This is a genomic window from Pseudomonas sp. NUPR-001 (genome assembly GCF_052147955.1).
In the GTDB taxonomy this organism is placed as follows: Bacteria; Pseudomonadota; Gammaproteobacteria; order Pseudomonadales; family Pseudomonadaceae; genus Aquipseudomonas.
In genome coordinates, this window is record NZ_CP197353.1 from 6004066 (window position 1) to 6024761 (window position 20696).

At 59.9% G+C, this 20696-nt stretch carries 21 protein-coding genes; 7 read left to right on the forward strand and 14 right to left on the reverse strand.

What is annotated here, in order from left to right; all coding sequences use genetic code 11:
• Positions 1-62: 62 nt before the first annotated feature.
• Positions 63-470 carry an SMI1/KNR4 family protein gene (locus ACP6KB_RS27640; protein ID WP_038616029.1) on the forward strand — a complete coding sequence of 136 codons (408 nt, stop codon included), beginning with the start codon at positions 63-65 and terminating at the stop codon, positions 468-470.
• A gap of 146 nt (positions 471-616) precedes the next feature.
• Here ACP6KB_RS27640 and ACP6KB_RS27645 read toward each other — a convergent pair whose 3' ends face one another.
• Complete coding sequence (locus tag ACP6KB_RS27645; RefSeq protein ID WP_442110974.1) at positions 617-2377, reverse strand: cation:proton antiporter; 1761 nt, start codon at positions 2375-2377, stop codon at positions 617-619.
• A 324-nt stretch (positions 2378-2701) separates the two neighbouring features.
• On the opposite strand from ACP6KB_RS27645, the gene ACP6KB_RS27650 reads away from it, so the two are divergent.
• Positions 2702-3187 (forward strand): acyl-CoA thioesterase, encoded by a 486-nt coding sequence (locus ACP6KB_RS27650; protein ID WP_442110976.1) that lies wholly within the window; start codon positions 2702-2704, stop codon positions 3185-3187.
• Here the strand turns inward: ACP6KB_RS27650 and pdxY are convergent.
• A complete protein-coding gene (gene pdxY, locus ACP6KB_RS27655; protein WP_442110978.1) occupies positions 3184-4056 on the reverse strand; it encodes a pyridoxal kinase PdxY in 873 nt (290 codons plus the stop codon). The two genes, ACP6KB_RS27650 and pdxY, sit on opposite strands and share 4 nt — an antisense overlap.
• A 117-nt stretch (positions 4057-4173) precedes the next feature.
• Between pdxY and ACP6KB_RS27660 the strand changes: the two genes are divergently transcribed.
• Positions 4174-4566 (forward strand): DUF3301 domain-containing protein, encoded by a 393-nt coding sequence (locus tag ACP6KB_RS27660; protein WP_442110980.1) that lies wholly within the window; start codon positions 4174-4176, stop codon positions 4564-4566.
• On the opposite strand, the gene ACP6KB_RS27665 is transcribed toward ACP6KB_RS27660, so the two are convergent.
• Together ACP6KB_RS27665 and zigA are read right to left on the reverse strand one after the other, a co-directional pair.
• Complete coding sequence (locus ACP6KB_RS27665; RefSeq protein ID WP_442110982.1) at positions 4563-5534, reverse strand: CobW family GTP-binding protein; 972 nt, start codon at positions 5532-5534, stop codon at positions 4563-4565. The genes ACP6KB_RS27660 and ACP6KB_RS27665 overlap by 4 nt on opposite strands.
• A gap of 69 nt (positions 5535-5603) precedes the next feature.
• Positions 5604-6812, reverse strand: coding sequence for a zinc metallochaperone GTPase ZigA (gene zigA, locus ACP6KB_RS27670; RefSeq protein WP_442110984.1), 1209 nt, complete (start codon positions 6810-6812; stop codon positions 5604-5606).
• A 128-nt stretch (positions 6813-6940) separates the two neighbouring features.
• Here zigA and ACP6KB_RS27675 point away from each other — a divergent pair, with 128 nt between their 5' ends.
• Positions 6941-7327 carry a glutamine synthetase gene (locus ACP6KB_RS27675; RefSeq protein WP_442110986.1) on the forward strand — a complete coding sequence of 129 codons (387 nt, stop codon included), beginning with the start codon at positions 6941-6943 and terminating at the stop codon, positions 7325-7327.
• A gap of 30 nt (positions 7328-7357) precedes the next feature.
• Positions 7358-8245, forward strand: coding sequence for a GTP cyclohydrolase FolE2 (folE2, locus tag ACP6KB_RS27680; RefSeq protein WP_442110988.1), 888 nt, complete (start codon positions 7358-7360; stop codon positions 8243-8245).
• A 13-nt stretch (positions 8246-8258) separates the two neighbouring features.
• On the opposite strand, the gene ACP6KB_RS27685 is transcribed toward folE2, so the two are convergent.
• On the reverse strand, positions 8259-8786 hold the full coding sequence (locus tag ACP6KB_RS27685) for a DUF3617 domain-containing protein (RefSeq protein WP_442110990.1): 528 nt from the start codon (positions 8784-8786) through the stop codon (positions 8259-8261).
• A gap of 127 nt (positions 8787-8913) precedes the next feature.
• Here ACP6KB_RS27685 and cls point away from each other — a divergent pair, with 127 nt between their 5' ends.
• Positions 8914-10353 (forward strand): cardiolipin synthase, encoded by a 1440-nt coding sequence (gene cls / locus ACP6KB_RS27690; RefSeq protein WP_442110992.1) that lies wholly within the window; start codon positions 8914-8916, stop codon positions 10351-10353.
• A gap of 6 nt (positions 10354-10359) precedes the next feature.
• Here cls and cfaB read toward each other — a convergent pair whose 3' ends face one another.
• The gene (gene cfaB, locus ACP6KB_RS27695) at positions 10360-11544 is read right to left on the reverse strand and encodes a C17 cyclopropane fatty acid synthase CfaB (protein ID WP_442110994.1); all 1185 of its coding nucleotides are present in this window, start codon (positions 11542-11544) and stop codon (positions 10360-10362) included.
• 210 nt (positions 11545-11754) lie between these two features.
• On the opposite strand from cfaB, the gene lpdA reads away from it, so the two are divergent.
• Positions 11755-13155 carry a dihydrolipoyl dehydrogenase gene (gene lpdA / locus ACP6KB_RS27700; protein WP_442110995.1) on the forward strand — a complete coding sequence of 467 codons (1401 nt, stop codon included), beginning with the start codon at positions 11755-11757 and terminating at the stop codon, positions 13153-13155.
• A 2-nt stretch (positions 13156-13157) separates the two neighbouring features.
• Here the strand turns inward: lpdA and ACP6KB_RS27705 are convergent, their stop codons facing one another.
• The 8 genes from ACP6KB_RS27705 to benA all read right to left on the reverse strand — a co-directional run bounded on the left by ACP6KB_RS27705 (position 13158) and on the right by benA (position 20591).
• Complete coding sequence (locus ACP6KB_RS27705; protein WP_442110997.1) at positions 13158-14363, reverse strand: benzoate/H(+) symporter BenE family transporter; 1206 nt, start codon at positions 14361-14363, stop codon at positions 13158-13160.
• 107 nt (positions 14364-14470) lie between these two features.
• Positions 14471-15403 (reverse strand): catechol 1,2-dioxygenase, encoded by a 933-nt coding sequence (gene catA / locus ACP6KB_RS27710; protein ID WP_442110999.1) that lies wholly within the window; start codon positions 15401-15403, stop codon positions 14471-14473.
• Positions 15404-15441: 38 nt separating this feature from the next.
• Entirely contained in the window at positions 15442-15732 is a 291-nt protein-coding gene (gene catC / locus ACP6KB_RS27715) for a muconolactone Delta-isomerase (RefSeq protein WP_133213657.1), read from the reverse strand.
• An 11-nt stretch (positions 15733-15743) separates the two neighbouring features.
• Entirely contained in the window at positions 15744-16865 is a 1122-nt protein-coding gene (locus ACP6KB_RS27720; RefSeq protein WP_442111001.1) for a muconate cycloisomerase family protein, read from the reverse strand.
• Positions 16866-16884: 19 nt separating this feature from the next.
• Positions 16885-17646, reverse strand: a complete 762-nt coding sequence (locus ACP6KB_RS27725) for a 1,6-dihydroxycyclohexa-2,4-diene-1-carboxylate dehydrogenase (protein ID WP_442111003.1) — start codon at positions 17644-17646, stop codon at positions 16885-16887.
• 65 nt (positions 17647-17711) lie between these two features.
• On the reverse strand, positions 17712-18722 hold the full coding sequence (gene benC / locus ACP6KB_RS27730) for a benzoate 1,2-dioxygenase electron transfer component BenC (protein WP_442111005.1): 1011 nt from the start codon (positions 18720-18722) through the stop codon (positions 17712-17714).
• Between the two features lie 25 nt (positions 18723-18747).
• Positions 18748-19236 (reverse strand): benzoate 1,2-dioxygenase small subunit, encoded by a 489-nt coding sequence (gene benB, locus ACP6KB_RS27735; protein WP_038616069.1) that lies wholly within the window; start codon positions 19234-19236, stop codon positions 18748-18750.
• A complete protein-coding gene (benA, locus tag ACP6KB_RS27740; RefSeq protein ID WP_442111007.1) occupies positions 19233-20591 on the reverse strand; it encodes a benzoate 1,2-dioxygenase large subunit in 1359 nt (452 codons plus the stop codon). The genes benB and benA overlap by 4 nt, the downstream gene beginning before the upstream one ends.
• Positions 20592-20696 lie beyond the last annotated feature (105 nt).

The following is a 20696-nucleotide window of genomic DNA, read 5'->3' on the forward strand; positions in this document are numbered from 1 at the left end:
TTAGCGCAGCAGGCTACTAGGGTATAACGCGCAGCGTGTCGTAAAGGTTAGAGGATAGAACCGTGGAAGAAGTCATCGAACAGCTCCGAGAAGCCAACGAGCCGGTGCCCGTGCCGCTTGAGTTACCGGACGAAGACCAACTGGTCGAAATCGAAGAAGAGTTGTTCATCAACATTCCATTCGTCTTCAAGGAGTTCTTGCTGACGGTCAGCGACGTGGTCTATGGCAGCCTGGAGCCGGTCACCGTCACCGATCCGCAGTCGCACACTTACCTGCCAGAGGTCGCGGCAAACGCCTGGGATGCGGGTGTGCCACGCGACCTGATCCCGATTTGCCAGGATGGCGACGATTACTACTGCGTCGAAGAAGACGGCACCGTTGTGCTGTGGTCTGGCGAGGAAGAAATCGTCACCGAGGAAAGCTGGGAATCGGTCTGGCACTGGGCCCGAGATGTCTGGCTGGAAAGCTGAATGAGAAATATCCGCACAAATTAATGGCTCTTAGCCATTAATGTTCGTAAAATCGCCATGCCTTCCTGTGCGTGGCGATTTCGCTACCGCTCCATCCCCTCGGACATACGAATCGTCCCGCGCGGGAAGCGTCTTTAATCACTGCGTCAGCGGTGATGCTCCTGATGATTATCCAGCGTCTCCAACAGCGCGATCTGCATGCGCGTATGCACGCGGATGAACCAGCGCCACAGCACTGCAACCACTCCCGCCGCCACCACTACGATCAAGATCAGCAACTCATTGGTGGGCAGAATGCTCGCCGACAATGCCGACAGCAGCAGAAAAATCACCAGCAGCGACAATAGCGGAATCACCTCGGCGATCACCCGACGCACTCGCTGGGTATGACGACCGGCCATTTCCGGTTTGACGCCCATCTCTGCCAGCAACATCGACAGCGCTTTGAGCTTGCGGTACGCGGCAATCAGGAACGGCAGCGAAAGCAGCAACGCAGCGCCCCAGATCAATGCTTTCTGCTGGCCGACATCGCTGACCCACTCGCCCAGGTATTCACCAATACGCACCGCGAAATAGCCGCCACTGAAGAAGATCGCCACCACCAACGCCAGGTTCACCCCCACTTGCAGCAAAATGCGCCGGATCATCGACGCCAGTAGCGCCCCCTCCCCGTGTGGCTGAATGCTGCGCAACCACTCGCCATACAACGACAGCACCCGTGCCAAACGCCGTGGCACCACCTTGGCAAGCTTGAGCGACAAGGGGTCGGCGCCACGAATCAGGTAAGGCGTGAGCAGCGTGGTAATCGCCGAAACAGCCACCGCAACCGGATAGAGGAAGTCGCTGGTTACCTGCAGGGTCATGCCCAAGGCGGCGATGATGAACGAGAACTCGCCGATTTGAGACAGCCCCATGCCTACGCGCAACGAGGTGCGCCCGTCGTTGCCGGCGATGAATGCCCCCATGCCGCAGGACAGCATCTTGCCCAACACCACTGCCACGGTGATGACCACAATTGGCCAGGCGTATTCGACCAGCACCATAGGGTCGATCATCATGCCAATGGCGACAAAGAAGATAGCGCTGAACAGGTCGCGAACCGGCTCGATCAAGCGTTCAATTTTCAGCAGCTGGCGGGATTCGGCCATGATCGCACCGATCAGGAACGCGCCGAGCACCATGCTGTATTCGAGTTTGACCACCAGCAAGCAAAAGCCGAAGCACAGGCCCAGTACCGTGATCAGCAGCATTTCGTTGCTTTCGAAACGTGCCACATAGGCCAGCAACCGCGGCACCAGCAAAATGCCAATGACCAGCGCCACGATCATGAACAACGACAGCTTGCCGACCGTGGAGAACACCTCACCGGAACTCACCGAACCACTGACGGCTATTCCGGAGAGCAAGGCGATGATGCCGATGCCTAGGATATCCTCGACGATCAGCACACCAAAGATCAGCTGGGCAAAGCGTTCGTTCTTCATCTTCAAGTCATTGAGCGCCTTGACGATGATGGTGGTCGAGGAAATCGCCAGAATCGCACCGAGGAACAACGAGTCCATGGTGCTCCATCCAAACCAGCGGCCGATCTCGAAGCCGATCCAGATCATCAGCACGATTTCCAGGAACGCCGCGATAAACGCAGTCGCCCCGACCTTGAACAACTTGCGCAGGCTGAACTCCAGGCCCAGGCAGAACATCAGAAAGATCACCCCTAGCTCGGCAAGGGTCTTGATGGTGACTTCGTCGTGAATCAGGCCAAACGGCGGGGTGTGTGGGCCGATGATGAAGCCGGCGACGATGTAGCCGAGCACGACCGGTTGCTTGAAGCGATGAAAAAGAATAGTGACCACACCCGCAACCAGCATGATCACTGCCAAGTCCTGGATAAAGCTGATGGCATGCACGGCGTGGTACTCCTTACCTTAAGACCAAGGACAAACCGCTACTTAAGCCCCGGAATTGACGGGTTGAGTTGCGGCTACATAGTGCTTTTAATGTAGAGATCCCCACCTTGCATGGGCTTCTTCAGGTTAACACTGCCGCCTGAGGTGAAAAGCCGATGCAATAAGTGGAAACAGATCGACCAGATCAACGCCGTAAATGGCACAAACAGCGTGACGGCAAGGCCGCTGTCAGCGTCCCGTCTTTAGATGGGAATCGTAATAGGGGAAAGAAGCGTGAAAACCAGTCGCCACCCCGCCTCAGCGCAACCTCACCGTGAGCACACTATGGAACCTGGAAACGCCCAGCTGTCGATGACCGTCCTGATGACTCCGGACATGGCCAACTTTTCTGGCAATGTTCATGGCGGCACGCTGCTTAAATACCTGGATGAAGTCGCCTACGCTTGCGCCAGCCGCTATGCCGGGCGCTATGTAGTCACCCTGTCGGTAGACCAGGTGGTCTTTCGCGAGCCGGTGCATGTCGGTGAGCTGGTGACCTTCCTGGCCTCGGTCAACTACACCGGCAACACCTCGATGGAAGTTGGTATCAAGGTGGTCACCGAAAACATTCGCGAACGTTCGGTACGCCACAGCAACAGCTGCTTTTTCACCATGGTGGCCGTCGATGACGACCGTAAGCCAGTGGCAGTACCGCCGCGCCAGCCCGAAACCAGCGAAGAAAAGCGCCGTTTCCTGCAAGGTAAACAGCGCCGGTTGATCCGCCAGGAGCTGGAGAAGCGCTACCAGGAGCTCAAAGGCGACACGCTTTAATCGTTCAGACGGCGCGCCTCAAAGCGCACCCGTGGATGCACGATGCGGTCCTGGGCCCGCACCAGTTCAAGTTCGTAACTGGCGCAGGCCTGGGTCTCAAGCAACACCTCATGCACTGCGGCGGCGGCAAACTCGAACGCGGCCAGGCAGCTATCACCCAGCAGCAGGCGCGCCAGGAACAGCCCTGAGGTGAGGTCACCGACACCCACGGGCTGACGCGGGAAGGCCAGCAAAGGCCGGCGCAGATGCCAGCTGCCCTCTGCCGTTACCAGCAGCATTTCAAAGTCCTCTGCGCCACGTCCCGGGTAGGCCAGGTGTTTGACCAGCACCGCTTTCGGTCCCCGTTCCAGCAGGCTACGCGCCATCAACACACAATCTTCCAGAGACTGCGGTCGACGGTCACAGAAGGTATCCAGTTCCAACTGGTTCGGGCACAGCACATCAGCAACGGCAACCGCCTCTTCAAGCAGAAAGGTGCTGACTTCGGCCGGTACGATGCAGCCCTTTTCCGGGTGCCCCATCACCGGATCGCACAGGTACAGGGCCTTGGGATTGGCGGCCTTGATTCGCGCCACACCACTGAGAATCGCGCGGCCCTGTTCGGCGCTGCCCAGGTAACCCGACAACACCGCGTCGCAGTTACCCAGTTCGCCGATCGCCGCAATGCCCTCGACCAGCGCAGGAATTTGCGCTGGAGCAAGCACTTCTCCCGTCCACTGGCCATACTGAGTGTGATTGGAGAATTGCACGGTGTTCAACGCCCAGACATTCACCCCCACCCTCTGCATCGGAAACACTGCCGCGCCATTACCGGCATGGCCAAAAACGACGTGAGACTGGATGGCGAGCAGATGCGGTGTACGTTTCATGCAAGGCTTCCAAAGCAAAGGAATGAATAACAAGGACGCAGTATGGCGCTAAAAGCCTCCTGTACGACAGACCGGGGAGGCAGTTAAGCTGGGCATACTTTGTTGGAGCATTTGCAAATGTTGACCCTGGGTAATCTCTCCGTGCTGATGCTGCTGGCCACGGCTGGCGCCTGGCTGTGGCATAACCATGGCTTGCGCGAAAAGGCCCTGGAGCGGGTCAAACAGCACTGTGCAAAACTCGATCTGGAATTGCTCGATGGCAACGTCGCGCTCAAGCGTATCGGCTTTGTCCGAGACGCCCAAGGCCGCAAGCGTCTGGCGCGTGTGTATAACTTCGAATTTACCGTCACCGGGGAGCAGCGCCACCCCGGCACCGTCACCCAGTTCGGTGCCCACAGCATGCAGATCGAGCTGGCGCCCTACCCGTTCGAGATTAAAACTGTTCAACATGCCGACAATGTCGTCGAAATGAATCAGTGGCGTCAGGACCATAACCGCTGGCGCAACTAGAGTCGGCACGCCTGCATGGCGTGATTCAGCTGCGCGCGGTCCTGGGCGGCGCTAAATATCAGTTCGATACGCGAATCACGGCGCCATGCGCTGGGCTGCCAGTGAAGACTTTCCTGCCCTTCCACTGCGTTGATCGACTGCCAACCGTGCGGGCTGTGGATAACTAATTTGGCCCGACGCCAGTCGAACGCACGCAAAAACTGCTCGATGCGTGACGGTTCGAACATCTGCTGTGGATGCCAACGCCAACCGATACTCCACCCATCTGCAGCCTCTTGAACACTGCAGAGGGGTTCGTGAGGATTTATCCACAGGGCCGCGGCAGGCCCGGAATCGTTGGGCAAAGACAGCTTATCCACAGCGCCGTCGAGCTCATGCTGTTGTTCCAGCACTGGCAATTTCGATAGCGGTAATTGCCCTTGCTCGGTCCAGAACTGCGGTTGCGCAGGCAGTTGTGAACTTATCCACAGACGCTGGTGCTCATCCAGTCCCTGGGACTTGTTCAGCACCAGCAAGCCCGCACTGGCCAACGCCTGCTGCTGCGCCTCAGGCAGCGCGACACGCCCTGCCAGTTGCTGGGCATCCAGCACCATGACCGCGGGCTGCACATTCAACACACCACGCCAAGGCGGCTGCCGAAGTTGATCCAGCAATTGCTGTGGATGCCCCAGGCCTGAAGGTTCGATAAACAACCGATGGGGTTTGGCTTTGCGCAGCAAACGGCCCAGCCCGACCTGAAAAGGCGCGCCGTTGACGCAACACAGGCAGCCACCCGCCACCTCCCCCATGGCAATGCCCTGGTCATCGGTGCTGAGCAGCGCCGCATCCAGACCAATCTGGCCAAATTCGTTGATGAGTACCGCCCAACGTTCATTGGCTGGCCGTTGCGCCAGCAACTGACGGATCAGGCTGGTCTTGCCAGCCCCTAAAGGGCCAGCAATGACGTGGGTGGGGATGTTCTGCAGCATAAGACGGTAGGCGCTCGGAATTTTCCTCACTATGCCTTGATATCAGGTCGTGCCGTCAAGGCTTGAACATCAAGCCGCTTCCTCGTCGTACCAAGGGCCGAACGGATCAGGCAACTGGCGCCAGCGTTCGACGCCTTCGGCCATTTCGGCATCACTGAGCAAGCAAGCGTCCAGTTCAGCCGTGAGCCGGTTGAAGTCGATGTTCTGACCAATGAACACCAGTTCCTGACGGCAGTCACCGCATTCGGCCGTCCAGTGCTTCAGGATTGCCGCCGTGCTGACTTCATCTTGCGGCCAATGCTCGCGTGGAACAAAGCGCCACCAGCCGCCAGCAAAGCCATAACGCATCATGCCGCCAGCCTGCGACCAGCTCCCCGCATCCTGATACTTGCTGGCCAGCCAGAAGAAGCCTTTGGAGCGCAGCAGCCGGCCGTTGTCCCAAGGCCCGTTGATAAAGTCGAAAAAACGCTGTGGATGCAGCGGCCGACGCGCTTGCCAGGTGCTGGCAGCGATGCCGTACTCCTCGGTCTCCGGTACATGCTCACCCCGCAGTTCCTGCAACCAGCCTGGTGCCTGGGCCGCACGCTCGAAATCAAATAAGCCGGTGTTGAGGATCGCTGCCAACGGCACCTGGCCCATGACCATCGGCACAATCTGCGCAGTGGCATTGAGGCTGCGCAAAATGGCACTGAGCTCATCGCGCTCATGGCTGCTGATCAGGTCGATCTTGCTGAGCAGAATCACATCGGCAAACTCCACTTGTTCAATCAGCAGGTCACTGATGGAACGTTCGTCACCTTCACCGAGGGTCTCACCATGGCTGGCCAGGCTCTGCGCTGCCTGATAATCGCGCAGGAAATTCAAGCCGTCGACCACCGTGACCATGGTATCCAGTCGCGCCTGGTCGGCCAGGCTGCGGCCCTGTTCATCGCGGAAGGTGAAAGTCTCGGCAACCGGCAACGGTTCGGAAATGCCGGTGGATTCGATCAACAGGTAATCGAAACGCCCCTCCTGAGCCAAGCGGCTCACTTCTTCCAGCAGGTCTTCACGCAGGGTGCAGCAGATGCAGCCGTTGCTCATTTCCACCAGCTTCTCTTCAGCGCGATTGAGGCTGACGTTGCGCTGCACCTCGCTGGCGTCGATGTTGATTTCGCTCATGTCATTGACGATCACCGCGACGCGCAGATTCTCGCGGTTGCGCAGCACATGGTTGAGCAAGGTGCTTTTGCCGGCACCCAGAAAGCCGGAAAGCACGGTGACAGGAAGGCGGTTGGGCATGGTCAGATCCTCATCAGGGCGGGTGCATTCGAATGATGCATTGCGAAATGTTATATTATAACAATACAATCTCGCCAAGCTGCTTAACCTGACTGCTACCGAAAAGGCCTCTGAAAGGACGCTAAGCAATGAAGATGCTGTGCTTGTTTGCCCTTGCAGGATTGCTGCTGAGCCTGCCCGTTTGCGCGCAAGCCGTGCCGCTAAGCAAGGGCTTGGCGTTGTGTACGCGTAGCGCCACTTTGCTGGCCTGCGCTGATGCGCAAGGCAACTACTACAGCGTGCGCACCGATGGCAGCACAACCTACCTGCGCGGTTACGAAGCGCAAGGAAAGCGGCTGTGGGCACAAACCAACAGCCGCTATGGGCAGCTGACGTTCTACACCGGATTGGCCAGCGACGGTGAAACCTGGGTGGGCTATAGCCGCAAAGTCGGCTGGACCACACTCAATCGAGTATCTAGCTCCAGCGGTCAGCGCTTCAACGTGCGCTGCAATCGCCTGAGCGGCTGCCAGTAATTGCTCTTTCCTGCCCATGACGAGTTGCCCATGACTGCCTTCACGCTTCCCGATATTGCCGCGCAAGCCAATCGTTCATCACTGCCCCTGGACTGGGTCGGCATGTGCAACATCGCTTTGCCGGTGTTGCTCGATGGCCGCACGCTGCGCGCAACTGCCGACGCAGGTGTCAGCCTCGACGATGGCAGCGCACGCGGTATCCACATGTCGCGCCTGTACCTGGCGCTGGAGACATTCGAACAGCAGCCTCTGACGCCTCAGTTGCTACACCAGGTATTGCTGAACTTTCTTGAGAGCCACACGGGTTTATCGGCGGCCGCTTATTTGGATTTGCGCTTCGACTACATGATCAAGCGCCCGGCATTGATCAGCCCATTAAGCGGATGGAAGGCCTATCCGATCACCCTGTCTGCGCAGTTGAAAGATGAAATGTTCCACGTGGAACTAAAAGTGAATGTGGATTACTCCTCCACCTGCCCTTGCTCGGCGGCTTTGGCCAGGCAGTTGATTCAGCAGCAATTTATCTCCGACTTCGGCAATCGCGCCCTCAGCCATGAGTCGATTCTCAGCTGGCTGGGTAGTGCCGAAGGTGTGGTAGCGACGCCGCACAGCCAACGCAGCGTGGCGCAATTACAACTACGACTGAAGCAGGGAACCCGTGAACTGCCGCTGACTGCTCTGATCGATCACGCGGAGGCGGCTCTGGGTACCGCGGTGCAGACGGCGGTGAAGCGTGCAGACGAACAGGCCTTTGCCTTGGCCAACGGCCAGAACCTGATGTTCTGTGAGGATGCCGCCCGACGCCTGCACCTGGCGTTGCAGCGCCTGCCTTGGGCAAGCGGATTTAGCCTGCGCGTGGAACATGCAGAAAGCCTGCATGCCCACGACGCTGTCGCGCACAGCCAGTGGCGCTGGTAAGGCTCAACGCATTTCAGGTGCGTGGTTTGACCGTGCCACAGTCACTGCCCAACCACACCGCGCGGGTGTTCATGCTGCCCTGCTGCTGAACCCCGGAAGCATTGAAGGTGCCACTGACCTGGGTGAGAAACTCGCGGTCACTGACAAAAGTAGCCTGCCCGGCACCCTGGGCTTTCGGGCAACTGAAGGTGAACTTCCAGACATTACCGCTGCGCTCGGTAATCTTCTGGGTGCAGCCCGACTTCGGATCTTGCAGCGGAATGTCGTTGGTCTTGACCTGCTCCGGGGTCAAGCACGAGCGCACACCTTCGCCGGCGACGTTGATGCCCTGCTTGGCCAGACCCCCTTCGATCATCGCCCGTTGTTCAGGCGGCAAGTTCTTCAACTGGCCAAGCATGAAGCCCATGTCTGGTAGTGCCTTGCCATCGACCTGCATGTTGCTGGTGGTCAGCTCCCATAACCCTGGTTGCAACATTTGCGCATGCACCATCGGGCTCGACACACCCAGGACCAATGCCAGCATCGGCAGACGACTTTTCATGTAATGACTCCTCGAAACTCCAGCCCCAAGCTGGAACACAGCTTAGACGTCAATTTGCCCTTTCGGTTGCAAGTTGAGTGTGGAACATGCTCTGTTAGAGGCAGTGCCTTTGGACAGCAGGATGTGTATGGATTACCACAGCCCCTACTTCTTCGGTTACCTCATCGGTGCCCTGCACTTGCTCGGTGGCATTGCCGCCATGCATGCGGTGCTCACCGTACGCACGGCCCAGGGCGCAATCGCCTGGGCCTTATCGCTGCTGTTTATCCCCTACTTCACCTTGATCCCGTATCTGATCTTCGGCAGCCGCACCTTCGACGCCTACATCCAGGCGAGGCGCCAGGCCAACCGGGAAATGCACGTGGCGATGGCCGACCTGAACTGGCGACCCTGGGTCGATGAAGCGTTGGCCGCGCGAAACTCCGAGTCTTATGCGGCGTTGCGAGCCATGCCCAAGCTGGGCCGCATGCCGTGTCTGGCGAACAACCAGGTGCGCTTGCTGATCGACGGCAAGGCGACGTTCGACGCCATCTTTGCCGCGATTCAACAAGCCCGTGACACCGTGCTGGTGCAGTTTTTCATCATCCATGACGACACGCTTGGTCGCGCCCTACAGGCCCTGCTGCTGAAAAAAGCCGCCGAAGGGGTCAAGGTCTATGTGCTGTATGACCGCGTCGGCAGTCATGCACTACCTGCCAGCTACAGCCAGACGCTGCGCGACGGCGGTGTGAACGTCCGCGCCTTCGCCACCCGAAGAGGCTGGTTCAACCGCTTTCAGGTCAACTTCCGCAATCACCGCAAAATCGTCGTGGTCGATGGCCTGCAGGGTTTTCTTGGTGGGCATAACGTGGGTGACGAGTACTTGGGGGAAAAGCCCAAGCTCTCACCCTGGCGTGACACTCACATCCAGGTCAGCGGCCCGGTGCTGGCCTGCCTGCAGGAGTCATTCGCCGAAGACTGGTTCTGGGCTGCACGCGCACTGCCCCCGCTGATCCTGCCCGACACTTACCCTGAAGACGGCGTGCTCTGCCAAGTGCTGGCCAGCGGTCCGGCCGACTCACAGGAAACCTGTTCGCTGTTTTTCGTCGAGGCCATCCATTCGGCGCGCGAGCGGCTGTGGATCACCAGCCCCTACTTCATCCCTGATGAAGCTGTATTCGCCGCCTTGCGTCTGGCCGTGCTGCGCGGGGTGGATGTACGCATCCTGCTCCCTTCGCGGGCCGACCACCGCATCGTCTATGCCGCTTCCAGCCTGTATGCCTTCGAGGCGGTGCGCGCTGGGGTGAGGATGTTCCGCTATGGTCCGGGCTTCCTGCACCAGAAGGTCGTCCTCATCGATAACGAGGTCAGCGCCATCGGCAGTGCCAACCTGGACAACCGCTCCTTCCGTCTCAACTTCGAAGTGATGCTGCTGACGGTGGACCGCCAGTTTGCCGATCAGGTCGAAGCCATGCTCAGGCACGACTTCGACCTGGCCCGTGAGATCACGCCTGAAGACAGCCAGGACACCCATCGCATTCAACACCTGGGAATGCGTATCGCACGCTTGATCTCGCCGATTCTCTAACAGCCGTCAGCGGTACAAGTCCTCACGTGTCAGCGGCAAATCATGGTGCCCATCGGCAAAGGGTTTGACCGCAAGAATCTGGTGCAGGTTGATCCAGCCCTTGGCGAAGGCATAGGAGCAACCGGCCAGGTACAGGCGCCAGATACGCAGCGCTTTCTCCGGCACCAGTGTCGAGGCCAACTGCAGCTGGTTTTCCAGGCGATCACTCCAGTGCTTGAGCGTGCGTGCATAGTGCAGGCGCAGGCTCTCGACATCGACAATCTCAAGACCGCTATGACTGATGCTGGCAGCGATCATCGACAGGTGTGGCAGCTCGCCATGCGGAAATACGTAGCGGCCAATGAAGTTACCAGCGCCCCGCCCTACCGGACGCCCATCCACATGCTTGGCAGTGATGCCGTGGTTCATCACCAGGCCACCTTCGCGCACTGCCCCGAACAGGCGCTGGCAGTACAGCGCCAGGTTGGCATGACCCACATGCTCGAACATGCCGACACTCACCACCTTGTCGAAGCGACCATCCTGGGGAATATCGCGGTAGTCGAGAATCTGCAGGTCCACCTGTTTCTGCAGACCTTCGGCCTTTACCCGCTCCCGCCCCAGTTTGAGCTGTTCCTTGCTCAGGGTGATGCCGAACACCTTGGCGCCGAACTCGCGAGCCGCGAAGCGCGATAGCCCGCCCCAACCACAGCCCACATCAAGCAGGTAGTCGCCCTTCTGCAGGCGTAACTTGCGGCACAGGTGCTCGAACTTGTTCTGCTGTGCTTGCTCAAGGGTGTCCTGCTCAGTTTTGAAGTAGGCACAGGAGTAGACCATGTCGCGGTCCAGCCACAGCTGATAGAAGTCGTTGGACAAGTCGTAGTGATAGGAAATTGCCGCTGCATCCGTCGCCTTGTCGTGTTCGCGGCGCTGCGGCTGGTCTTCGGTTTCATGCTTGAGCAAGGCTTCACTGAGCTCATCGCAAATCCGGATCACTTCACTGATCGTGCCCTCCAACTCAAGCTTGCCCTCAACGAAAGCAGCGCCCAGTTCATCCAGGCTGGGATGGGTCAGTTGGGTGAGCAACTGCGGATCTTTGACCAGAATAGTGACCTGAGGCTTGGGCCCCAAATCGAACTCATGGCCATCCCACAGGCGCAGACGCAGTGGCAATCGCAGGCTTTGCAGAACAGGTGGAAGTTGCGCAAGCATGAATTGAACCTCCCTTTCTTCATCGGACGTCACCGCCAAAGGGTAGTTCATCTATTGGAAGTTTCAGCCTGACGTGACCATAGTCTGAGCCTGCCGCCCGCATTCCAGACCCTCGCAAGGCAAAAGGGCTGTGCGATAAATTGTATACAATCCATCGTCTTGCAGACTAATCTTGGCGCCATTGCCGATTCTTCATCCTGGAGTACAACAATGAAAACCTATGATGTGGTGATCATCGGCGGCGGCCCAGGTGGCTATAACGCCGCCATCCGCGCCGGGCAGCTGGGTATGAGCGTGGCCTGCGTGGAAGGCCGTTCGACCCTGGGCGGCACCTGTCTGAACGTGGGCTGCATGCCATCCAAGGCGCTGCTGCATGCTTCGGAACTGTACGAAGCCGCCGTTGGCAGCGAGTTCGCCAACCTGGGGATTGAGGTCAAGCCAACCCTGAACCTCGCCCAGATGATGAAACAGAAAGACGAGAGCGTGACCGGCCTGACCAAGGGCATCGAGTTTCTGTTCCGCAAGAGCAAGGTCGACTGGATCAAAGGCTGGGGTCAATTGGCCGGGCCGGGGCGGGTCAACGTCAAGGCCGAAGACGGCAGTGTCACCGAGCTGCAGGCCAAAGATATCGTCATTGCCACCGGCTCCGAGCCTACGCCGCTGCCAGGGGTGACCATCGATAACCAACGTATCATCGACTCCACCGGCGCTCTGTCGCTGCCGTCCGTGCCAAAGCATCTGGTGGTGATCGGCGCCGGGGTGATCGGCCTGGAACTGGGCTCGGTGTGGCGCCGTCTGGGTAGCCAGGTCACGGTGATCGAGTACCTCGACCGCATCTGCCCAGGCACCGATGAAGAAACCGCAAAAACCCTGCAACGGTCACTGGCCAAGCAAGGCATCAGCTTCAAGCTGGGCAGCAAGGTCACCCAGGCGACTTCGACAGCGGATGCAGTGAACTTGAGCCTTGAGCCGGCCGCCGGTGGCGCCAGCGAATCGCTGCAGGCGGACTATGTGTTGGTTGCCATCGGCCGTCGCCCTTACACCAAAGGCTTGGGGCTGGAAACCGTCGGCCTCGACACCGACAAACGCGGCATGCTCAGCAACCAGCACCACCGCACTGCAGTGCCGGGGATCTGGGTCATTGGCGATGTCACCTCCGGCCCGATGCTTGCGCACAAGGCCGAAGATGAGGCGGTTGCCTGCATCGAGCGAATTGCCGGCAAGGCCCATGAGGTCAACTACAACCTCATTCCCGGGGTGATCTACACCCGTCCGGAACTGGCCAGCGTCGGTAAGACCGAAGAGCAACTCAAGGCCGAAGGCCGCGCCTACAAAGTGGGCAAGTTCCCCTTCACCGCCAACAGCCGCGCCAAGATCAACCACGAGACCGAAGGCTTTGCCAAAGTGCTGGCCGACGCCAACACCGACGAAGTGCTCGGCGTGCACCTGGTCGGTCCTAGCGTCAGCGAGATGATCGGTGAGTTCTGCGTGGCCATGGAGTTCTCGGCCTCGGCCGAAGACATCGCCCTCACCTGCCATCCACACCCGACGCGCTCCGAAGCCTTGCGCCAGGCTGCGATGAACGTCGAAGGCATGGCCATGCAGATCTGACCTCAGTCAGCCTGCAAACTTGCCTTGCTCACCTGTGGCGCGGGTCGCCGCAGGTGCAGCAACAGGTGGGCGAACAAACCGAAGATCAGGCCCCAGAACGCGGCCGACAGTCCCAGGAATGACATCCCCGAAGCGGTCACCAGAAAGGTGATCAACGCCGCTTCACGATCACTCGGCACACTCATCGCGCCTGCCAGCGCCCCACCAATCGCCCCGAACAACGCCAGCCCCGCCAGCGCGGCAATCAACGCCGCCGGAAACGCCGTAAACAGCGACACCAGCGTTGCGCCAAATACCCCCAGCAACAAATACAGCACACCGCCGCACACACCTGCCCAGTAGCGTTTGCCGGGATCGTCATGAGATTCACGACCGGTGCAGATCGCCGCGGTGATGGCCGCCAGGTTCAAGCCGTGACATCCGAACGGCGCCAGCAGCAGGCTGGTGAACGCGTTGCTGGCAATGATCGGGCTTGCCGGGGTTTGATAACCATCGTTGCGCAGTACCGCGATGCCCGGCACGAACTGCCCGGTCAGCGCCACCATCACCAACGGCAGGCTGATGCTCAACAAGGCGTTCCAGGTGAACACTGGAGTGGTCCACACGGGAGTGGCAAAACCCACCACCAGCGCCGAGCTGTTCATTGCACCGCTGAACACCGCAATGCTGACGCCGCACACCAGCACGGCCAACACCGCGTAGCGCGGCGCAACGCGCTTGAACACTAGGTAGGTGACGAACATCGCCAGCACCAACAGCGGTTGCGATTTGAGCGAGGTAAACAAGCCGGTGCCGAAGCTGAACAGAATGCCGGCGAGCATCGCTGCAGAAATAGCCGGTGGCAGCTTGCCGACAATCCGGTCGAAAGCGCCAGACACGCCCACCAGCAGGATCACCAGGTTGGCAACGATGTACGCCCCAACCGCTTCGGCAAAGGCGATGTCCGGCAACAGCGCCACCAGCAAGGCCGAACCCGGCGCCGACCAGGCAATCACCAGCGGCACTTTGTAGCGCAGGCTGAGCACCACGCCCAGCACACCGCTGCCGATGGAAATGGCCCAGACCCACGATGACAGTTCCGCTGCCGACAGCTGAGCGCTGTGCGCGGCCTGGAAGATGATCACCAAAGGGCCTGCGTAGGAAATCAGGGTGGCGATGAAGCCGGCAACCAAGGCAGAGAGGGAGAAGTCCTGGAGTATTGTTTTCATTGGATCGTCCAGTTGTTTGCTTCTAGAAAGCATCGCGGGGCAAGCCCGCTCCCACCGTGTCGTCACCGTGGGAGCGGGCTTGCCCCGCGATCAATTCAACCTGTTACTCAGGCGTCCTGCAACGCCCGCGGCCGCTTGCTGCGCTGCTCACTGGCAGGCTTGGGCGCGCTGAGCAGTTGGAAGTCGAAGTCCATCTCAGCAAAGCGCCCTTGCACACCACGGGCATCGGCCGCTGCTGCGTCTTCGACAAAACGCAGCTCGCCAATCAGACCATCACGGGTGGCGTAGGCGAAGTCGTCCCACAGGTATTGGTCACCGGCCAGGTTGATCTGGGTGGTCAGGTGACGATAGCCCGGCGCCGAGATGAAGAAGTGGATATGCGCTGGGCGATTGCCGTGACGACCCAGTTGGTCGAGCAGCTCCTGAGTCGGGCCATCGGCCGGGCAGCCGTAGCCGGACGGCACGATGCTGCGGGCACGGTAGCGACCCTCGGCGTCGGTGACGATACGACGACGCAGGTTGTAGTCCGATTGGGTGCTGTCGAAATACGAGTAAGTGCCTTGGGTGTTGGCATGCCACAGATCCACCACGGCACCTGCTACGGGCTGACCCTGCTCATCCAGCACACGGCCCTGCAGGAACATCACGGTACCTGCGTCGAGGCCGTCGTCCATGCGCACTTCGCCTTCAGCCATCGGGGCACCGGCAACATACAGCGGCCCTTCGATGGTTCGCGGCGTACCACCGCTGATGCCAGCTTCGGCGTCCTGGGCATCGAGTTGCAGGTCCAGGTAGTGCTCGACGCCCAGGCCGGCCACCAGCAGGCCGGCTTCCTGGCGCGAGCCCAGACGGTTGAGGTAATCCACCGCCTTCCAGAATTCATCAGGGGTGACTTGCAGGTCTTCGATGATGCGCGCCACATCGTTAACGATACGGTTGGTCACCAGCTTCATGCGCGGGCTACCCAGGTCGTTGTTCAGGCCACTGACTTCTTCGAAGAATTTCTGGACATCGGCAGTGTGGGCAATCTTCACGGTCATGATAAGTACCTCGAATTGTTGTTATCTGCGGTTCGCGTTCAACGGTCGTCGCTGTGGATCGATGACGGGTGACGGCACAGGCCATCGATTTCGATGTCCATGTAGGGGAACAGCGGCAGCTGCATCAGGGTGTCGTGCAGCGCTTCGACGCTCGGCAGGTCGAAGACGCTGTAGTTGGCGTAGTGCCCGGCAATGCGCCACAGGTGGCGCCAGCTGCCTTCGCGTTGCAGACGCTGGGCCAGTTCCTTCTCGTCGGCCTTGAGCTGCGCAGCTTTGGCCGGGTCCATGTCCAGGGGCAGGTTCACGGTCATTTTCACGTGGAACAACATGGCATCTCTCCTTACTTGCGGCTGAAGAACGCCAGGCGCTCTTCGTCCAGGGTCAGGCCCAGGCCTGGGGTACGGGGTACGTGCAGGGCGAAGTCGCGATAGACCGGCGCTTCGTTGACGATCTCTTCGGTCAGCAGCAAGGGGCCGAACAGCTCGGTGTGCCAGGTCAGTGTGTTCAGGGTGACAAAGGCGTGAGCCGAGGCCAGCGTGCCGATCGAGCCTTCGAGCATGGTGCCGCCGTACAGCGCGATGCCTGCGGCCTCGGCAATCTGTGCGGTACGCAACACGGCACGCGGGCCGCCGTTCTTGGCAATCTTCAGGGCGAAGATGCTGGCGGCGCCGTCGGCGGCCAGGCTGAAAGCGTCTTCGACACTTTCGATCGACTCATCGGCCATGATCGGCGCCGGGCTGCGCTGGTTCAGGCGTACTTGACCGGCGCGGTTGATGCGCGAAATCGGCTGCTCGACCAGGTCGATACCGTGGTCGCCCAACACCTGGCAGGCGCGGATCGCCTGAGATTCGTCCCAGTACTGGTTAACGTCGACGCGCACACTGGCGCGGTCGCCCAGCGCACGTTTGATCGCGATGACATGGTTGAGGTCATGGGCAACTTCGTTGGAGCCGATCTTCAGTTTGAAGATGCGGTGGCGGCGCAGGTCGAGCATCTGCTCGGCCTCGGCGATGTCACGCGCGGTGTCGCCGCTGGCCAGGGTCCAGGCCACTTCCAGACTGTCACGGACACGGCCGCCCAGCAGCTCACTGACGGCCAGGCCCTGACGTTTGCCTTGCGCATCGAGCAAGGCGCTTTCGATGCCGGAACGGGCAAAGGTATTGCCCTTGATCACCTTGTCCAGGCGCTGCATCGCGGCGTTGATGTTGCTGGCGTCCTGGCCAATCAGCAGCGGTGCAAAGTAGCTGTCGATGTTCTGCTTGATGCTTTCCGGGCTTTCGTTGCCATAGGCCAGACCACCAATGGTGGTGGACTCGCCAATACCTTCGATGCCATCAGAGCACTGCAGACGGATGATCACCAAGGTCTGCTTCTGCATGGTATGCATCGCCAGCTTGTGCGGGCGAATGGTGGGCAAATCAACGATCAGCGTCGAGATGCGTTCAATCAGGGGATGACTCATCGAGATCTCCAGGGGGCGTTCAGCCGAGGTCGCCGCCGCCGACTGGCAACACCGTGCCAGTGATGTAGGAAGCCTCGTCAGAGGCCAGGAACAGAATCGCGCCAACCTGTTCATCGAGGTTGCCGTAGCGCTTCATCAGGCTGCTATCGAGGGTCTGGTCGACGATTTGCTGGTACCAGACTTTCTCGTCGCTGCTCTGCTCAGCACTGTTGCGCGGTACCCGCCGTGGTGGCGCTTCGGTGCCACCGGGTGCGGTGGCGTTGACCCGCACGCCGCGCCCTGCGGTTTCGAACGCCAGGCAAGCGGTCAGTGCATTCACGCCGCCCTTGGCCGCGCCATAGGGCACGCGGTTGACGCTGCGCGTGGCGATGGAGGAAACGTTGACGATGGCGCCGCTGCCCTGCTCCAGCATGTAGGGCAACGCCGCATGGCAGCACCACAGGGTGGGGAACAACGAGCGACGTACTTCGGCTTCGATCTGCGCCGCTTCGTAATGCTCGAACGGCTTCGCCCAGATGGTGCCGCCAACGTTGTTGACCAGCACATCGAGACGACCAAAGTGCTCCACGGCTGCCGCCATCACCTGGCTGCAGTCGCTGTGTTGCTCTAGGTCTGCGGTGAGGGTCAGTACACCGTCGCGTTGCAGCTCGTGCACCAGCTCTGAGCGGTCAACGGCCACCAGCGTCGCGCCTTCTTCGAGCAAGCGCTCGCACAAGCGGCGACCGATGCCCTGGGCAGCGCCGGTGACCAGCACGACCTTGTTATCGAATCTGTTGTTCATGACAACCTCGAATAAAAAAGGGACCGACCGTACCCGCACGATGCGCCCGGTCCCATAAAGCGGGTTCAGGCAGCGGCGGCAGCGAATTTTTCGTAGTAGAAATTCGCCGGGGTGATGCCTTGTTCGCGGATGTACTGGCTGACCGCTTCAACCATCGGCGGCGGGCCGCACAGGTACACATCGACATCGCCTTCGTTGAGGTGGCGCGGCTCGATGTGCTGGGTGACATAACCCTTGAGCGGATGCTGGCTCTCCGGGTTGGCCACGCAGGCGCTGAAGCTGAAGTTGGGGATGCTCGCGGCCAGGGCTTGCAGGCGGTCCAGTTCAACCAGGTCGAAGTCGTTGGTCACGCCGTAGATCAGGTGCAGTGGATGCTCGCTGCCCTCTTCGGCGATTTTTTCCAACATGGCGGTGAACGGCGCGAGTCCGGTACCACCGGCCAGCAGCAGCAAGGGGCGACGGATTTCACGCAGGTAAAAACTGCCCAGCGGGCCGGCCAGGGTCATGCTGTCGCCCGCTTTGGCCAGGCCAGTAAGGAAGCTGCTCATCAGCCCGCCCGGTACGTTGCGAATCAGGAAGCTGACCTCGCCATCCTTCTGCAGCGAGCTGAAGGAATAGGCACGGGTCTGCTCGCTGCCGGGTACGCCGAGGTTGACGTACTGCCCTGGCAGGAAGGCCAGGCGGCTCAGCGCTTCACCTTTGATCGACAAGGCAATGGTGCTGTCGGACAGCTGACGAACTTCGCTGATGCTGGCCTGGTAGCTGGACTGCTCGGTTTTGCACACCTGCGATGAAGCCGGCACACGCACCACGCAATCGCTTTCAGCGCGCATCTGGCAGGTCAGTACATAACCCTGAGCGGCTTCGTCCTCGCTCAAGGCATCTTCGATGTATTCCTGGCCCATGTCGTAACGACCGGCCTCGGCAAAGCACTTGCAGGTACCGCAGGCGCCATCACGGCAGTCCAGTGGGATGTTGATGCCCTGACGGTAGGCGGCATCGGCCACGGTTTCGTCAGCAGTGGCGTCAATGAAACGGGTAACCCCGTCCTCGAAATTCAAGGCGATCTTGTGCATGGCGCACCTCGCAGAAAAGCTGGATTCAGATGTGGTAAACGTCGATGACCTGACGCACGTAGTCGTTCTTGAGCACGACCTTCTTGGCCTTGATCAGCGGCCGCTCGCCGCGCACATCAAGGGTGTAGAAGCTGGTGCCGAAGTGACTGTCCACTGTCTTGTAGCGAAAGCTCAGGGTGTGCCAGTTGAAGCGCACCTTGCAGACGCCATCGTTCTGTTCCAGCAGTTCGATGTTGCTGATGTTGTGCGAAGTCCGGGTGTCGGGCATGGTCGCACTGGAGCGTTCGGTCTTGATCCGGAACACCCGGTCTTCCAGGCCGCCACGGTTGCCGTACCAGATCAGCGAGATTTCCCGTTGTGGGTCTTCGGTGAGCTGGTCGTTGTCGTCCCAGGCCGGCATCCAGAAGGTGGCGTCGGCGGCGTAGCACTCCAGCCAGTTGTCCCACTGGCTGTCGTCCAGGTAACGCGCTTCTTCGTAGAGGAAGTCGCGAACTTGCTCGAAGGAAATGCTCATTGCACGGCCTCCACTGGGATCAGCTGCTGTTCGGCTTCGAGGGCCTTGAGCATGGTTTCCTGCCAGTACTTGTGTTGCAGCACGAACAGGCCTTCGTCTTCGGTGCGCACGCCGCTCATTTGCGGATGCAGGTCGATTTCCTGGGCCGCGGCATCGGCGCCATCTACCCAGTGCGTGGCACCACGGGACATGTCGTTCCAACCACGCCCGCCCTGGTAGCCCATCTGGCAGGAGCGGAACTCTTCCAGGTCGTCCGGCGTGGCCATGCCACTGACGTTAAAGAAGTCTTCGTACTGACGGATACGCTGGGCCCGCGCCTCGGCGCTCTCGCCTTTGGGGGCGATGCAGTAAATGGTGATCTCGGTCTTGTCCACGGCAATCGGGCGGGCAATCCGGATCTGCGAGCTGAACTGGTCCATCAGGTACACGTTCGGGTACAGGCACAGGTTGCGCGAGTTCTCGATCATCCAGTTGGCGCGCGCCTGGCCGAAGTCGGCCGCCAGCTCATCGCGGCGCTCGAACAGCGGACGGTCTTCAGGGTTGGCCCAACGGGTCCAGAGCAGCAGGTGACCTTTGTCGAACGAGTAGAAACCACCACCGCTCTTGGCCCAGCCGCCAGCACTCATGGTTTTCACTTCGCTACCGGCTTCGCGCTGCTTGCGCTGGTTCTGGGTAGCGGCGTAGTTCCAGTGCACGGCGCTTACGTGGTAGCCGTCGGCGCCGTTTTCGGCGGTCAGTTTCCAGTTGCCTTCGTAGATGTACGACGAAGAACCGCGCAGTACTTCCAGACCTTCAGGCGACTGATCGACGATCATGTCGATGATTTTCGCCGACTCGCCAAGGTGCTCAACCAGTGGCACGACGTCTGGGTTCAGGCTGCCGAACAGGAAGCCACGGTACGACTCAAAGCGCGCGACCTTGGTCAGGTCGTGGGAGCCTTCACAGTTGAAGCTCGACGGATAACCGGCATCGACCGGATCCTTGACCTTGAGCAGCTTGCCGGAGTTGTTGAAGGTCCAGCCGTGGAACGGGCAGGTATACGACGAGCGATTACCGCTCTTGTGTCGGCAGAGCATCGCACCGCGGTGACTGCAGGCATTGAGGAAAGCATTGAGCACCCCCTCCTTGTTGCGCGCGATAAAAATCGGCTGGCGCCCCATGGTGGTGGTGAGGAAGTCGTTCTTTTCAGGAATCTGGCTTTCGTGGGCAAGGTACAGCCAGTTGCCCTCGAAGATGTGTTTCATTTCAAGATCGAACAGACGGGGGTCGGTGAACATCTCACGCTTGCAGCGAAAGACGCCCTTCTCCTGATCTTCTTCAAGCAGGGCATTAATGTAATCGAATCCCAGGGACATGGCCGGGGCCTCCGTTGTTATTGTGGTCAGGCCATGTCAGGTTAGGGAGCGAGGGGCACGGCAAATATCCGCTTTGTGCAGACCTTTATCCGTTTTCTGCAAAGT